Source organism: Serratia sp. P2ACOL2 (assembly GCF_003691565.1).
Classification (GTDB): Bacteria; Pseudomonadota; Gammaproteobacteria; order Enterobacterales; family Enterobacteriaceae; genus Serratia; species Serratia liquefaciens.
Genome location: NZ_CP033162.1, coordinates 1,269,051 through 1,284,341 on the forward strand (window position 1 = coordinate 1,269,051; position 15,291 = coordinate 1,284,341).

Sequence of the window (15,291 nt, forward strand, 5' to 3'; positions counted from 1 at the left end):
AGCGTTGTTGGCTGCAACTCGAAATTCCTAGGGTTAATTCTTCTTAACAAGGTGGGTTTTCTAACATCAACATCAGGAGTTTGAATTATGCAACGTCGTCACTTTATAAAAGCTTTTGCGTTGTCCGCCACCGTGATCGGCATGGGGATGGCCTGGGGCGTACAGGCCGCCGACACCATCAAGGTCGGTATCCTGAGCTCGCTGTCCGGCACCATGGCGATTTCTGAAACGCCGCTGAAAGACGTGGCGCTGATGACCATCGACGATATCAACGCCAAAGGTGGCGTGTTGGGTAAAAAGCTTGAGCCGGTGGTGGTGGATCCGGCCTCCAACTGGCCGCTGTTCGCCGAGAAGGCGCGTCAGTTGTTGAGTCAGGACAAGGTGGCGGCGGTGTTTGGCTGCTGGACTTCGGTGTCGCGCAAGTCAGTGCTGCCGGTGTTTGAAGAGCTCAACGGCCTGCTGTTTTACCCGGTGCAGTACGAAGGGGAAGAGATGTCGCCGAACGTGTTCTACACCGGTGCCGCGCCTAACCAGCAGGCAATCCCGGCGGTGGAGTATCTGCTGAGCGAAGACGGCGGAGCGGCCAAACGCTTCTTCCTGTTGGGAACCGACTACGTGTATCCGCGCACCACCAACAAGATACTGCGCGCCTTCCTGCATTCGAAAGGGATCCCGGATAAAGACATTGAAGAGGTCTATACGCCGTTCGGTTACAGCGACTATCAGACCATTGTCGCCAACATTAAAAAATTCTCCGCCGGGGGCAAAACGGCGGTGATCTCCACCATCAACGGTGACTCCAACGTCCCCTTCTACAAAGAGCTGGCCAACCAGGGGATCAAGGCTACCGATGTGCCGGTGATTGCCTTCTCGGTCGGTGAAGAAGAGCTGCGCGGTATCGACACCAAACCGCTGGTGGGTAACCTGGCGGCCTGGAACTACTTCGAGTCGGTGGATAACCCGACCAACAAGCAGTTTGTCAGCGAATGGCGAGCCTACGCCAAGGCCCATAACTTGCCGAACTACGCCACCGCCGTGACCAACGACCCGATGGAAGCGACCTATGTCGGCATTCACATGTGGGCGCAGGCGGTTGAGAAGGCCGGAACTACCGACGTTGATAAGGTGCGCGCCGCCATGGCCGGACAGACCTTCGCTGCGCCATCGGGCTTTACCCTGACCATGGACGCCACCAATCACCATCTGCATAAGCCGGTGATGATCGGTGAGATTGAAGGCAACGGCCAGTTCAACGTGGTGTGGCAGACCGATGCGCCTGTTCGCGCTCAGCCGTGGAGCCCGTACATTGCCGGCAACGACAAAAAGCCGGATCACCCGGTAAAAGGCGGTCAGTAAAACCCGGTTCCCCCGCTGCGGCGGGGGCAGGCTACGACGCCCCATTGCGACGAGACACCCGATGAAACTTTTCTCTTTAAGCCAACTCAGGCCTCTGTGTTTTCTGCTGTGCTGCCTGCCGATGTTCGCGCAGGCGGGGCCGGCCGATGAATTTGCTACGGCCAATCGCACGCAGCAAGCCAAATTATTACAGGCATGGGCCACCGCGCCGGATGCTTCGCGACTGCCGCTGCTGCAAGCGCTGAAACAAGAAAGTGTGGTGATCGACGACGCCAAACATGCCTTTGTCCAGCAGGGCGAAAACTACCAGCCCTTGTCTGGCAGCGCTGCCCCGGTCGGCACACCGAAGAAGCTGTGGTTGAACAATCGGCTGCGCATCCTGATTGCCAACGCACTGTCGGCGCATCGGCTGGTCAGCGAGGACCCGGCGGTGCGTTTACAGGCGGCGCAGGCCCTGCAGCGCGAGGCGCAAAGCGATCAGTTGCCGCTGCTGACCCAGCGTTTGGCGCTGGAACAAGACAGCCGGGTGCATGAGGCATTGAGCATCGCGCTGGCGAATCTGCAACTGAACGATGCCGATGCCGGGGTACGCCTTAACGCGGTGCGCTTGCTTGGCAGCTCGGGCGATCCTGAAACGCAAACGCGCCTGCAGGCGTTGACGGAGACAGGCCATGAGCCGGACGCCGCGGTACGTGCCGAAGCGATGAAAAGCCTGAGCAGCGTGAAACATCGGCTGATGATCGGTGACCTGATCGGCCAGGCATTTACCGGTCTGTCGCTGGGTTCGATCCTGCTGTTGGCGGCGCTCGGTTTGGCAATTACCTATGGCCTGCTGGGGGTGATCAACATGGCGCACGGCGAAATGCTGATGCTTGGCGCCTATTCGGCTTATCTGGTACAGGGGCTGTTTCAGCAGTTTGCGCCGCAGTGGCTGGCGCTGTATCCGCTGGTGGCGCTGCCGGTGGCGTTCGCCATCACGGCCTGCATCGGCATGGCGCTGGAGCGCACGGTGATCCGCCACCTTTACGGCCGACCGCTGGAAACGCTGTTGGCCACCTGGGGCATTAGCCTGGTGCTGATCCAAGGGGTACGGGTGCTGTGCGGTGCGCAAAACGTGGAGGTCGCAAACCCGGCCTGGCTGTCGGGCGGTATTCAGCTCCTGCCGAATCTGGTGCTGCCGTGGAACCGCATTGCCGTCATCGTGTTTGTGGCGCTGGTCCTGATCCTCACCTGGCTGTTGCTGAATAAAACCCGACTGGGCATGAACGTGCGAGCCGTGACGCAAAACCGCGCCATGGCCGCGTGTTGCGGTGTGCCCACCGGCCGTGTCGATATGCTGGCGTTCGGGTTGGGGTCCGGCATTGCCGGGTTGGGCGGCGTAGCCTTGTCGCAGTTGGGCAACGTCGGGCCCGAGCTGGGGCAGGGTTATATCATCGACTCCTTCCTGGTGGTGGTGCTTGGCGGCGTGGGCCAGTTGGCCGGTACGGTGGTGGCGGCTTTTGGCCTCGGCATCCTCAACAAAATTCTCGAACCACAGATTGGCGCCGTGCTGGGTAAAATCCTGATCCTGGCGCTGATTGTCCTGTTTATTCAAAAGCGTCCTCAGGGGCTATTTGCCCTCAAGGGCAGGGTGAATGACTGATGAGCCAACCTTTGACTGTAACCGGGGTGCAAAAGGCCCCCCGGCTGGCGCTCGGCATCGGCGGGCTGGCGTTGCTGACGCTGTTAATCATGCCGTTTCTCGCGTTGTTACCGGCGGATCACCCGCTGGCGATCTCCACCTATACCCTGACGCTGGTAGGCAAAATTCTGTGCTATGCCGTGGTGGCGGTGGCGCTTGATCTGGTGTGGGGCTATGCCGGGTTGTTGTCCCTGGGTCATGGGCTGTTTTTCGCCCTGGGTGGCTATGCCATGGGCATGTACCTGATGCGCCAGGCGGCGGGAGAGGGCCTGCCGAGCTTTATGGCGTTCCTGTCCTGGAGCGAACTGCCCTGGTTTTGGAGCGGCACCCAGTATTTCGCCTGGGCATTGTGCCTGATTGTGCTGGTGCCGGGCGTGCTGGCTTTTGTCTTCGGCTACTTCGCCTTCCGTTCAAAAATCAAAGGCGTCTATTTTTCCATTATGACGCAGGCATTGACCTATGCCGGCATGCTGCTGTTCTTCCGCAACGAAACCGGGTTTGGCGGTAACAATGGCTTTACCGGCTTCACCACGCTGCTGGGTTTTCCGATCACCGCGACCGGCACGCGGGTGGCGCTGTTTCTGGCAACGGTGTTGTTGCTGGCGGCCAGTTTGGCGATCGGCTTTGCCCTGGCGCGCAGCAAGTTTGGCCGGGTGTTAACCGCGGTGCGCGATGCGGAAAATCGCCTGACGTTTTGCGGCTACGATCCAAAAGGTTTCAAGCTGTTCGTCTGGACGCTGTCGGCGGTGCTGTGCGGCCTGGCCGGGGCGTTATATGTGCCGCAGGTGGGCATTATCAACCCGGGTGAAATGTCGCCGACCAACTCGATCGAGGCCGCTATCTGGGTGGCACTGGGCGGGCGCGGCACCTTGGTGGGGCCGCTGCTCGGTGCCGGTATCGTCAACGGCGCCAAAAGTTGGTTCACCATGGCGATCCCGGAATACTGGCAGTTCTTCCTTGGCCTGATGTTTATCATCGTCACGCTGTTCTTGCCCAAAGGGGTTATCGGCCTGCTACGCAGAGGGAAATCACAATGAATTCGCTGCAAATGACCGACGAGTTGTTTACCCAACCGTTGCCGGCGGATAAACATCGCCAGCAAACCGATCCGGTGCTGTTGCTCGACAAGATCAACGTCAGCTTCGACGGTTTTCGCGCACTGAGCGATTTGTCGCTGCAGATTGGCGTAGGGGAATTGCGCTGTGTGATCGGGCCAAACGGGGCGGGGAAAACCACCTTGATGGATGTGATCACCGGCAAAACCCGGCCGGACAGCGGCAGAGTATTTTACGATCAAACGGTCGATCTGACCGCGTTGGATCCGATGCAGATTGCCCAGGCCGGCATTGGCCGCAAGTTCCAAAAGCCTACGGTGTTTGAGGCACTGACGGTGTTCGAAAATCTTGAGATTGCCCAGAAGGCGAAGAAATCGGTGTGGACCTGCCTGCGCGCCAGGCTGAGCGGCGAACAGCGCGACCGTATCGATGAAATGCTGAAAACCTTGCGGCTGGGCCATGAGCGACATCGGCCCGCCGGACTGCTGTCCCACGGGCAGAAGCAATTTCTTGAGATTGGCATGCTGTTGGTGCAGGAGCCGCACCTGTTGCTGCTCGACGAACCGGCAGCCGGAATGACGGATGCGGAAACCGAGTACACCGCCGAGCTGTTCCGCGCATTGGCGGGCAAGCATTCGCTGATGGTGGTAGAGCACGACATGGGCTTTGTCGAAACCATCGCCGATCATGTCACCGTACTGCATCAGGGCCAGGTGCTGGCGGAGGGCTCTTTGGCGCAGGTGCAGGCCAACGAGCAGGTGATTGAAGTCTATTTGGGGCGCTGAGGAACCACTATGTTGCAGGTTAACGAGCTGAATCAATACTACGGCGGCAGCCATATTTTACGCGGCCTGTCGTTTGAGGCCCGCATCGGTGAGGTGACTTGCCTGCTGGGGCGCAACGGCGTGGGGAAAACCACGCTGCTGAAATGCCTGATGGGGCTGATCCCGGTTAAAAGCGGCACCCTCAGTTGGCAGGGAACGGCCCTTAACGGCAAAAAACCGCACCAGCGTGTACAAGCGGGGATCGCCTATGTGCCGCAGGGGCGAGAGATTTTCCCGCGCCTGACGGTAGAGGAAAACTTGCTGATGGGGTTGGCGCGTTTTTCCGGCACGGAGGCACGTAAGGTGCCGGAGCATATTTATGAGTTATTCCCTGTCCTGTTGCAGATGAAAGATCGGCGCGGTGGCGATCTCTCTGGCGGGCAGCAACAGCAGTTGGCGATTGGGCGTGCGCTGGCCTGTCGGCCGCAGTTGTTGATCCTCGATGAGCCGACCGAAGGGATCCAACCTTCGGTGATCAAAGAGATCGGCGCTGTGATTAAGCAGTTGGCGGCAGGTGGTGATATGGCGATCCTGCTGGTAGAGCAGTTCTATGATTTTGCCGCCGAATTGGCAGACAGCTATCTGGTGATGTCGCGTGGCAGCATCATTCAGCGCGGGGCAGGCAGCGCGATGGAGCAGGACGGCGTACGCGGGCTGGTGGCGATATAATTTCTGACAAATAAAATGGAGTGGCAGAAGATCAAGGACATAGTTCTTTCTCCCGACTAACAGGATGGATTAGGCTAAGTAAGCGATATGAATTTTATCGTTTTGGAAAAAATAATTAAGGATAATTATGAACGAAATCAATATCTCACGCCTGTCTTGTATCGTCCTGTCACTGTTCCCGGCCCTGTGGGGGATTTTCAGCCTGCTGAACAATACTGCGGATTTTGCCAATACCGCCCGGCATGCCGTGGGGCCCCTGCTAACTATGCAAAATACCTATCAGGTGCCCGGTCTGATGTGGCGTGCCATCACCGCGCCCTGGGCCGGAATGGTCGGGTTGGCGTTTATTACCCTGCTGGAATCTCTGGCCGGGATCGCGGCAACCTTGGGCATAGTGTTGATGGTGAAACATATGGGTCACTCTTATGCGACGTTCGCCAGAGGCAAAGCCTGGGCCATGCTGGGTGCGCTATGTGCGATTGCTGTATGGGGGATCGGTTTTATGGTGGTCGCCGGCGACTGGTTTATGGCCTGGCAGGCCAAGGAGGATCCGCTGGCGGTGCAGCTGGGTGCCTTACTGTATATGGTGCCCAATACGCTGGCGCTGATGTTGTTGATGCTGCAACGGGACTCGCGATAGGCGCTGAGGGGGCGGCATTTTGATAAAACTGCGGCGAAGTTCGCGAAAGTGTTGCCAAATGCTAACCTGCCGCAGTCTGTCACATTTCGTTCATAATTGTGCCATAGCATAATGACTCTTAAATAAATTGATAATAAATCAACAGGTTAAATTTTTTAAGGGAACAGGCATGAGCGATAAACCACAGAATGATTTGCCGCCGTCGGCGCAGGATCAACAGCAGCAACCGAGCAACCCGGCGCGTCGCCGCTTTTTGGCGGGGGCGACGGCATTGGGCGTTGGCGCCTCCCTTGTCCCCTTGGCCGGAGCCGCGGCGGAGGGGAACAAGAAAGTGCTGCTAAACGCTTTGCCGCAAAGTGCACAAAACTCGTTGCTGCGGCGCTATGTGAAGAATGTGGTGGTGATTTACGCCGAAAACCGCAGCTTCAACAACCTGTTCGCCAATTTCCCCGGGGTAGAAAAACCGCTGTCGGCGCTCAAGCCGGAGGAGTACCAGCAGCGCGATCGCGATGGTCAACTGCTGGATACGCTGCCGCCGATCTGGAAAGGCCTGGTGCCGAAGGCTCAGGAAGTCGGGCATGTTAACTACAAAATCGACGAAGATGCGGTTTTTACCACTCAACTGCCGAACCAGCCGTTTGTGCTGACCGGGCCGCAGGGGGAAAACCTGCCGCATGGCGTGGTAACTCGCGATTTGTGGCACGTGTTTTATCAGAACCAGATGCAGATCAACGGCGGCAAAAATGACAAATTCGTCGCCTGGGCCGATTCCGGTGCTCTGACCATGGGCTATTACGGCGACGGCGCATACAACCTGCGGCTATGGACGTTGGCGCAGGAATTTACCCTGTGCGATAACTTCTTCCAGGGGGCGTTTGGCGGCTCGTTCCTCAATCATCAGTATCTGATTTGCGCCCGCCCACCGTTCTACCCCGACGTGCAAAACTCTGTCGCCAAAGACGGCATTGCTCAGCTTGAAAGCGACGACGTGACGGACTGGCGTTTAAAGCCGCTGAGCGATTCGCCGGTCAGCGCTTCATTCGGCATTCCGCTGTTCGGCAAAAGCCTGCTGACGCCGGACGGTTACGCGGTCAATACCATGGCGCCACCGTACTGGCCGTCATGGACGCAGGATGAGAAAGATCCGACGTTGGCGGATGCCACGATGCCCAACGTTATGCCGCCACAGAAACACCCGCACATTGGTGATTTGCTCAGCCAGAAAGGGATCGATTGGGCTTGGTACGCCGGTGGTTGGCAGTACGCGCTGGACAACCGCAAAGATCAGGGTGATTTCCCCGGCGCACCGGATTTTCAGTATCATCATCAACCGTTCAATTACTTTGAAAATCTGGGGCCGGCCAACCCGCAGGCGCGCGAAGCTCATTTGCGTGATGGCGGCATTGGCGATTCAACCGCCGGCAATAAATTCCTGGCGGCGGTGGAAGCGGGCACCTTACCGCCGGTCGCTTTCTACAAGCCACAGGGCAACCTCAATATGCACGCCGGCTATTCGGATGTCGAAGCCGGCGACCGTCATATTGCCCATATTATCAATAGCCTGCGTAATGGCCCGCAGTGGGATAACAGCGTGGTGGTCATTACCTTCGATGAAAACGGCGGCTGGTGGGATCACGTTGCACCGCCGCAGGGGGATCGTTGGGGACCTGGCTCGCGCATTCCAGCGTTGGTGATCTCACCGTTCGCCCGTAAGGGATATGTCGATCACCAAGTGTACGATACCGGATCCATCCTGCGATTCATCAGTCGGGTGTTTGATTTGCCAACGCTGGAAGGGCTGGCAGATCGCGATAAGGCAATGGCGACGCGTGGCCAGAAACCCTTGGGGGATCTGACCGGCACGCTGGAGTTTCCGGGTTAATCTCATGCTTGAGCGCTGGAGTTACAGCGCTTTCGACATATACCAGATGCCGATGGAACCTTGGGCGCTGGTGTAGCAGGTCTCGCCGCAAATGCTCAGCCCCTGACGTTGGTAAAAACGCTGGGCGCTGGTGTTGCGCTTTAGCACCTCCAGCCACAGCGTTGTCTGCCGGCGTTCGAGTGCTCGCTGCTGTACCTGTTCAAAAAAACGCTGGCCATAACCCTGGCCGGCATATTCCGGCAGGAAATAGATTTTCTGCAGTTCTGCGCCCGTCTGTTGAGTGGGCGCCAGCAGGCTGTTGAAGTTCAGCCGTGCATAGCCCACCAGACGCTCGTCTTCATAGCCCAACAGCCAGCACACGTCCGGATCCTGCAGGGTCTGCTCCAGGGCTTCGACCGCAAAGTCCTGAGCCAAAAAAGCATCCAATTCCGCTTTATGGTGCCAAAGTTCGCCAAAATGGGCCTGATAAGTACGAATACCGACGTCACGAACTAGCGCTAAATCATGGCGTAAAGCCTGGCGAATACTGAACATGTAAACCTCTTGATGGATAGGAACAGGGCCGTTGGCGAGGATTTAGGCAATCCAGCGCATACTCAATTTACTCAATATCCGCATACCGGAGGGAGTATGACCGAGAAACAACACACCCATCGTCGACAGGGACATCCACGGCCATGCAGATGCTCACTGCCGATCAGCTACAGCATCTTAAGCCAAGTAAAGGTTCGGCGCGATTCCTGGTAGTTGAAATCGATCCCGATGCTCATCACCCCCAAGGCCAGAGTCACGTCGGTAATAACGCTTTGCGTAAAAAACTGACGGACATGGTCAATGACCCCGCGGTGGATCCGAATACGGCGATGCAAATGCTGGAGATTGCGTGGGATAGGGTGACAAAGTCTGCTGGAGTGAAGGTTCCGGTAGCTGCAGTCGACATTGAAAGCGAAGCCAGTGAACCTGACGCTTTAATGGAAACGAGTTATCTATTGCTGTTAGCACGGTATCAGTAACAGATAAAAGCGTTTTAATACATCTATTCGAACTGGCCGATCGCATGGGGATGACGCTTCTGGAGGGGGGTTGAGCACGCCAATATTACCGGTTTAGCGCTTTTCCTCTCCTCTTCCTGATCCTGGCTGAGCCCGATCAGTCCAAATGTTTCGGCGTCTCGCGCCTGAATCCCAGACCGATAATCCGGCCAAACAAATGTGGCAACCAACGGCTGTTGCCTACCCGGGCCATCAGTTTGGAGCTCTCGCCGGCACGGCGTTTTTTCGGCCTGCGCTGGCTCATTTTGATTTGCAGGAACTGAGTGGCTTTGGTGGGGAAGTTGCGGCGTCGCTGTACCTGCTGCAGGTGTTTTAGCTGCAAGCGCTGGCTGCGCAGCGGGGGAATGATCGCGTTGGCGGTCGCGACTGCATCCTGAATCGCCAGATTCACCCCAACGCCACCGATGGGTGACATGGCGTGCGCGGCATCGCCAATGCACAGCACGCCCGGCTTGGCCCACTGATCCAGACGATCGATGCGGATGCTGAGCAGTTTCACCTGTTGCCAACTGACGATCGTTTGCAGGCGATGATCCTGGAACGGTGCCACCTCGGCAATCTGCAGTAAAAAATTCTCCAGCCCGTCTTGTTGGATCGCCTCGAAGCTGCCTTTGTCGATCGAATAGCCACACTGCCAGTATTCACCCCGGTCGATCATGATGAAGTTTTGCTTTGGTCCGGTGTGGCCCATCGACCAGGCCGGATCGCCTTCCTGTTTATCGATTTTCATCCACAACACGTCGCGCGGTGAGCCAAAGCTGTGGCTGCTGAGAGAAGCCTGTTCACGCACCACCGAGTTGCGTCCGTCGGTACCTATCACCAACTGGCAGCGAACGCGGATCGGCCCTTCCGGCGTGTCCGCCAGCACGCCGCAGACCTGGCCGCGATCGTACAACAGCTGGTGCACCTGCGCGGACTTGATCAGTGTGAATTCGGGAAAGGCGGCGGCCTTTTCTGCCAGAAAGTTGAGAAACTCCCATTGCGGCATAAAGGCGATAAATTTGCAGCGGGTTGGCAAGCGTGTGAAGTCTGCCAGCCGAATGTCACGCCCGGCGATCTCGGCATGCAGCGTTTCCGCACGCTGGTGTGGCAGAGCCAGCAATGCTTCCAGCAGGCCAAGCTGGTGCATGATTTCCAGCGTCGAGGGGTGAATGGTATCGCCGCGAAAATCACGCAGAAAATCGGCGTGTTTTTCCAGCACCGTCACGTTAATGCCAGCCCGAGCCAACAAATAGCCGAGCATCAGCCCGGCGGGGCCGCCGCCAACGATACAGCAACGGGTGACATAAGGCGTGATCAGGGACTGTGGCATAGCGGTGACCTCAACGAGTCGCATCCTGCAAATCGTTATTGAAAACTTTATTGTGATAATGATTATCAATATCAAATAAGGCTGTCAACCCGTGGCACTGTGTGGTCAAAGAGTGAAAACCGATTTTTACCCGTGCTCGCCTGGCGTCAGGCTTTACCTCATGCTGAATGGCAGCCCCGTCGTCACCGGCGGGCAGGGGGAAGAGTATTCCCGAACGCCTTGCTGAAAGCGGTTGACCCGCGATGCCTGACGCGCCATCTTTATCCATAAATCGGTATTATTTTGATTAATGGTTCTTAAAAACGGGACGGTCAGTATGGGGCGTGTCACCTTTGATCTCGAAGATCTGCGCAGTTACGTTACCGGTATTGAGTTGGGCAGTTTCGCCAAAGCGGCGGAGCGGCTGGGGCGCTCAACCTCGGCGGTCAGCGCACACCTGAAAAAGCTGGAGCAACAGGTTGGCACCCCGATTCTGCGCAAGGCCGGGCGCAATATGGTGATGACCGAGGCCGGCGAGACATTGCTGGGCTACGCCCGCCGGCTGCTGGAGCTGAACGATGAGGCCGCCGCGGCGGTGCGCGGGCTGGATTTGCATGGCCGGGTACGCTTGGGGTTACAGGAGGACTTCGGGGAAACCTTTTTGCCGCAGGTGTTGGGCAGTTTCACTCGCGCGCATCCGCGTGTGCGCATCGAAGCGCGGATCGCCCGCAATGCCGAGCTGATCGACTGGGTATTGAAAGGGGAGCTGGATTTGTCGCTGGCGTGGGACGGGGGCATCAGCACGCCATTTCACCAGGCGCTGGGGCAAAGGCAAATGCACTGGATCGCCTCGCCTGATTTTGATCTGTCGCTCTGGCGCAGTGGGCATGAACCGCTGCCGCTGGTGATGTTCGACGCCCCTTGCCTGATGCGCAGTGCGGCGACGCAGGCATTGGATCGCGCCGGGATTGCGTGGCGTGTCGCCTTTACCAGCCGTAGCCTGAATGGCGTATGGGCCGCCGTCAGCGCCGGGCTGGGAGTGACGGTACGCACCGACGCCGGGCTGCCGTTGGGATTATCCCTTCTGCCGCCCGGCATGTTACCGGCGTTAAGCCCGCTTGGCGTGGTGTTGCATCGCGCACAAGAAACTCCAACGCCAGCCATTCAACGGTTGGCGCAAATCGTGGCCGACAGAATCAAAAACTAGTCCTGCTCGATCGGCTGATTGCCGCTCAGCGCACCCCATTCGGTCCAGGCGCCGTCATACAGTTTCACCTGTTTTACATCGAGGGAAAGCAGGCCAAAAGCCAGCACTGCCGCAGTTACCCCGGAGCCACAGCTGGTGATGATTGGCCCGTTGAGATCGACGCCCTTGTCGCTGAAGGTTTTCTTGAGGGCTTCCAGCGATTTGAAGCGGCCGTTTTCCAGCAGTTCGCCGTAAGGAATATTGATGCTGCCGGGAATATGGCCACGGTGCAGGCCAGGGCGCGGCTCTGGGGCTTCAGCGTAAAAACGCGGCGCGGCGCGTGCGTCGAGGATCTGCACCTGCGTGTTCAGCGCCTGTTCCACCTGCTGCATAGTGACTACCGCGTCTGCATTGAAGCGGGCGTTGAAGGTTTGCTGCGTGCGTTGCGTTGCGCCGGTTTCCAGCGGTTGGCCCAGCGCAGTCCAGCCGTTGAGGCCTTCGTCCAGCACATAAACCTGCTGCGCGCCAAAGTTACGGAAGGTCCACCAGCCGCGTGGGGCAGAGAACTGATTGCCCTCGTCATAGAACACAATGGTGTGTTGATCGCTAATGCCCAACTTGCCTGCCGCCGCGCTGAAGGCTTCCGCCGTGGGCAGCATATGTGGCAGATCGGTATTTTTATCCGCGACGTCATCGATATCGAAGTACACCGCGCCCGGGATATGACCGCGTTCAAATTCGGCAAGCATATCTTTTTTCGGTACCAGGCCGACCGGAGACATTCTGACATCGACCACGACCAGATTTTCATCGTTGATATGTTGTGCAAGCCATTGGGGAGTAACCAGAAACGGAGAGTTCATCGTCATTGTTCGCCTGTGGTGAAAACGGTTTTTCACTATACACCAGCGCGCACTCCGATGAGGTAAGATGTTAGCTCAATGGCGAAAACGGGAGCCAGGCGGGATGACGGATAAGCATTTTGGCGGCGCGAAAATCGCGCTGTTGTGCGGCAACAGCGTGCTGACCTATCAGCGAGACGACAAGCCCGACATTCCCTGGCCTGGCTGCTGGGATCTGCCCGGTGACGGGCGCGAAAACGACGAAACGCCGCTGCAATGCGTGCAGCGGGAAACCCTGGAAGAGTTCGGCCTGCGGATTGCCGCGGGGCAGGTTCGTCACCAGCAGCGCTACGAGGGGATTTTCGCCGGCTATCCACCGACCTGGTTTATGCTGGGCGAAATCACCCCGCAGCAGATTGCCGCCATCCGCTTTGGCGATGAAGGGCAGCGTTGGCAGATGATGACACTCGACCGCTTTATCCATCACCCGCAGGGGATCTCCCATCTTCAACAGCGGCTGGCGGAGCACCTGCAGCGTTAGGGTAGCTCCTCGGCCTCCACCCGGGCGATCAGCGCCTCCAACTGACGGTCGGAAAAGACCTCAATGCCATTCTGACGCAGCAGTTCGGCGGTGACGCCGCTGCCGGGTTTGGTCTGGCCGCTGAAAGAACCGTCGTAGATAAATTGGCTGCCGCAGGACGGGCTGCCGTCGGTGAGCAGGGCAAAGCGGCACCCGTGGCGCCGCGCGGTTTCCAGCGCCAGATGGGCGCCAAGCAGGTAACTGTCGGTGACGTCACCGCCGCTGATCTCCATAACCCGAGCCCGTTGCGCGAGCACCGTGGCCCCTTCGGCGGCCGGAGTGATTTCTGCTGAGGGACGTGGCGTGGAGAAGCCGGCGGCCAGTTCCGGGCAGCAAACCACCAAACGGCCTTCGCGCTGCCAGCGCAGCAGGGTGAGATGGGGCAACGGTTTATCGGAACCGTTATAGCGAACTTTAAAACCGGCCAGGCAGGCGCTGAATAAAATTTTTGACGGCATGGGTCTGTCTCTGTCGCAGTGGCGAAAGCGTGGCACAGGTGGCCCACGCGCGCGGCTTTAACATAGCAGAATCAACCCGCCGAGGGCAGGGCCAAACGGTTAATCTCCACCGGTTCAAGGATGCGCAAGTCGGTCTCGCGCCGTGCCACGGCCAACATTGCCAGTCCGATACGTTCGGTGGTGGTGACCTGATTGGGAAACAGCCGTTGGGCGCCAAACCACAGCGGTTTAAAAAGCCGGTACAGCAGATCATAAAGCCGGGTTCGGGACCGGATGCCGTGCAGCGGCACGATAACGCCCGGGCGGAGCATCACCGCATGGAACGGCAGCGCCAACAAGGCATTTTCGGTTGCGCCCTTGACCCGCGCCCACATGCTGCGGCCTTGTTCGCTGCTGTCGGTGCCGACGCCGGAGACATAAATAAAGACCATGTTCGGGTTTAACCGCGCCAGCGGGCGGCCCGCAGCCAGCGTCAGATCGTAGGTCAGGGCACGGTAGCGTGCTTCGCTCATGCCGGCGGAAGATACGCCAAGGCAGAAGAAGCAGGCGTCGTAGCCGCTGAGCTGAGTCTCCAGGGCGGACAAATCACTCAGATCGGGCAACGTCAGTTGGCGGAGCTTGGCATCGCTTTGCGCCAGTTCACTGCGGCCGATGCTCAGCACTTCCGTCACCTGCGGATCGAGCAGACATTCGCGCAGTGCGCCTTGCCCAACCATGCCGCTGGCACCGAATATTATCACTTTCATAACCTGTTCTCCTGACGCCCGGCGATGCGTTGATGACGCCAACGGTTCGGCGTTTGTGATTCCCATTGCATAAAGGCGCGGCTAAATGAATTCAGTTCTTCGAACCCGAGCACGAAGGCAATTTCACCGGGCTCCAGATCGGTATCCGACAGCAGATGACAGGCCGTACGGTGGCGGGTTTTATCCAACAGTTGCTGATAGCTGTAGCCGTGCTGTTGCAGACGACGCTGCAGGGTGCGTGGGCTGAGGTACAGCTCGGCAGCCACGCTGTTCACGCTGGGTCGTTGTCCGCGCATGCTACGGGTGAGGATCGCCATCACCCGTGCGGGCAAACTGTCGTCCTGCTCGACCTTGGCCAACTCGGCTTCCAGCCCAGGCAGCAGCACGGCCAGCATGTCCTGGTTATAGGTGATAAAGGGCTGCTGCATCAGCGCACGATCAAACACCAGCACGTCCAACGGGGCGTCGAAGCGGATCGGACAGCTAAAATGGCGCAGCAACGGCGAAGCGGGATCGTGGTGCCGCGTCAGTTCAATCGCCCTCGGTTGAATAGCCAGGCCGGTGCCACGACGGCACAGAGTGGTGATGGACGCAAACATGGCGTCCACCAACAGCTCAGGGGCATGACCTTCGGCCATGGTCCAACGGGTGTGCAACCGCACGGCCTCGCCGTCTTCCGTCAGCGTCAGTTCTTCGGGACACACCAACCGCTTGTAGCGGGCGACTTTTTGCAAGGCCTCCCCCAGCGTCGCCGAATGCAGCGCCGCGACCGAAGCGATATCGTAATGCTCCGGTGCGACGTCACTGCCGAGGCGAAGACCAAAGGCCGCATCATCGGTCAGGCGCGGGAGCGCCTGCCAAATATCAAAGAACTGCCTGGTGGAAAGCTTGACCTTTTCGCGCCCGTGGCTGAGCAGCCCGCTGGGGAGGCCGGCCAGTTGACCAAGCTTTTCAATATCCACCCCCAGCGCTTTGAGACGAATGGCTAAGGCGCTGGAGACCGGGATTTGATCGCTGCTCATGGTGTTC

General features: G+C 58.4%; 17 protein-coding genes. 10 read left to right on the plus strand and 7 right to left on the minus strand.

Annotated elements, in window-relative coordinates:
* Nucleotides 1–87 precede the first annotated feature (87 nt).
* From urtA to acpA, 7 genes are all read left to right on the plus strand, one after another.
* Nucleotides 88–1,356: an urea ABC transporter substrate-binding protein gene (gene urtA, locus EBA31_RS06070; RefSeq protein ID WP_122077750.1), complete on the plus strand. Its 1,269-nt coding sequence runs from the start codon at nucleotides 88–90 to the stop codon at nucleotides 1,354–1,356.
* Between the two features lie 61 nt (nucleotides 1,357–1,417).
* The gene (gene urtB, locus EBA31_RS06075) at nucleotides 1,418–2,998 is read left to right on the plus strand and encodes an urea ABC transporter permease subunit UrtB (protein WP_122077752.1); all 1,581 of its coding nucleotides are present in this window, start codon (nucleotides 1,418–1,420) and stop codon (nucleotides 2,996–2,998) included.
* On the plus strand, nucleotides 2,998–4,074 hold the full coding sequence (gene urtC / locus EBA31_RS06080; protein WP_122077754.1) for an urea ABC transporter permease subunit UrtC: 1,077 nt from the start codon (nucleotides 2,998–3,000) through the stop codon (nucleotides 4,072–4,074). The genes urtB and urtC overlap by 1 nt, the downstream gene beginning before the upstream one ends.
* Entirely contained in the window at nucleotides 4,071–4,877 is an 807-nt protein-coding gene (urtD, locus tag EBA31_RS06085) for an urea ABC transporter ATP-binding protein UrtD (RefSeq protein WP_202914191.1), read from the plus strand. Before urtC ends, urtD begins: the two co-directional genes overlap by 4 nt.
* A gap of 9 nt (nucleotides 4,878–4,886) precedes the next feature.
* Entirely contained in the window at nucleotides 4,887–5,585 is a 699-nt protein-coding gene (gene urtE / locus EBA31_RS06090; RefSeq protein WP_020825846.1) for an urea ABC transporter ATP-binding subunit UrtE, read from the plus strand.
* Between the two features lie 127 nt (nucleotides 5,586–5,712).
* Nucleotides 5,713–6,225: a DUF2165 family protein gene (locus EBA31_RS06095; protein ID WP_122077756.1), complete on the plus strand. Its 513-nt coding sequence runs from the start codon at nucleotides 5,713–5,715 to the stop codon at nucleotides 6,223–6,225.
* Nucleotides 6,226–6,394: 169 nt separating this feature from the next.
* Nucleotides 6,395–8,107 carry an acid phosphatase gene (gene acpA / locus EBA31_RS06100; RefSeq protein WP_122077758.1) on the plus strand — a complete coding sequence of 571 codons (1,713 nt, stop codon included), beginning with the start codon at nucleotides 6,395–6,397 and terminating at the stop codon, nucleotides 8,105–8,107.
* 21 nt (nucleotides 8,108–8,128) lie between these two features.
* Here the strand turns inward: acpA and EBA31_RS06105 are convergent, their stop codons facing one another.
* On the minus strand, nucleotides 8,129–8,641 hold the full coding sequence (locus EBA31_RS06105; RefSeq protein WP_020825851.1) for a GNAT family N-acetyltransferase: 513 nt from the start codon (nucleotides 8,639–8,641) through the stop codon (nucleotides 8,129–8,131).
* A gap of 143 nt (nucleotides 8,642–8,784) precedes the next feature.
* Between EBA31_RS06105 and EBA31_RS06110 the strand changes: the two genes are divergently transcribed.
* Nucleotides 8,785–9,120, plus strand: coding sequence for a hypothetical protein (locus tag EBA31_RS06110; RefSeq protein WP_122077760.1), 336 nt, complete (start codon nucleotides 8,785–8,787; stop codon nucleotides 9,118–9,120).
* 136 nt (nucleotides 9,121–9,256) lie between these two features.
* Here EBA31_RS06110 and EBA31_RS06120 read toward each other — a convergent pair whose 3' ends face one another.
* Entirely contained in the window at nucleotides 9,257–10,471 is a 1,215-nt protein-coding gene (locus EBA31_RS06120) for an FAD-dependent oxidoreductase (protein WP_020825853.1), read from the minus strand.
* A 10-nt stretch (nucleotides 10,472–10,481) separates the two neighbouring features.
* Nucleotides 10,482–10,739, minus strand: coding sequence for a hypothetical protein (locus EBA31_RS26735; RefSeq protein ID WP_129942150.1), 258 nt, complete (start codon nucleotides 10,737–10,739; stop codon nucleotides 10,482–10,484).
* Nucleotides 10,740–10,787: 48 nt separating this feature from the next.
* Here EBA31_RS26735 and EBA31_RS06125 point away from each other — a divergent pair, with 48 nt between their 5' ends.
* Nucleotides 10,788–11,657 carry a LysR substrate-binding domain-containing protein gene (locus EBA31_RS06125; protein WP_046374168.1) on the plus strand — a complete coding sequence of 290 codons (870 nt, stop codon included), beginning with the start codon at nucleotides 10,788–10,790 and terminating at the stop codon, nucleotides 11,655–11,657.
* Here the strand turns inward: EBA31_RS06125 and sseA are convergent.
* Nucleotides 11,654–12,499: a 3-mercaptopyruvate sulfurtransferase gene (sseA, locus tag EBA31_RS06130; protein WP_122077762.1), complete on the minus strand. Its 846-nt coding sequence runs from the start codon at nucleotides 12,497–12,499 to the stop codon at nucleotides 11,654–11,656. The two genes, EBA31_RS06125 and sseA, sit on opposite strands and share 4 nt — an antisense overlap.
* Nucleotides 12,500–12,602: 103 nt before the next feature.
* Between sseA and EBA31_RS06135 the strand changes: the two genes are divergently transcribed.
* A complete protein-coding gene (locus EBA31_RS06135) occupies nucleotides 12,603–13,019 on the plus strand; it encodes an NUDIX hydrolase (RefSeq protein ID WP_122077763.1) in 417 nt (138 codons plus the stop codon).
* Here EBA31_RS06135 and EBA31_RS06140 read toward each other — a convergent pair.
* The 3 genes from EBA31_RS06140 to EBA31_RS06150 all read right to left on the minus strand — a co-directional run bounded on the left by EBA31_RS06140 (nucleotide 13,016) and on the right by EBA31_RS06150 (nucleotide 15,284).
* On the minus strand, nucleotides 13,016–13,516 hold the full coding sequence (locus tag EBA31_RS06140) for a DUF523 domain-containing protein (protein ID WP_020825857.1): 501 nt from the start codon (nucleotides 13,514–13,516) through the stop codon (nucleotides 13,016–13,018). The genes EBA31_RS06135 and EBA31_RS06140 overlap by 4 nt on opposite strands.
* Before the next feature lie 71 nt (nucleotides 13,517–13,587).
* Nucleotides 13,588–14,262, minus strand: coding sequence for an epimerase (locus EBA31_RS06145; RefSeq protein WP_122077765.1), 675 nt, complete (start codon nucleotides 14,260–14,262; stop codon nucleotides 13,588–13,590).
* The gene (locus EBA31_RS06150) at nucleotides 14,259–15,284 is read right to left on the minus strand and encodes an AraC family transcriptional regulator (protein WP_122077767.1); all 1,026 of its coding nucleotides are present in this window, start codon (nucleotides 15,282–15,284) and stop codon (nucleotides 14,259–14,261) included. The genes EBA31_RS06145 and EBA31_RS06150 overlap by 4 nt, the downstream gene beginning before the upstream one ends.
* Nucleotides 15,285–15,291: the final 7 nt, after the last annotated feature.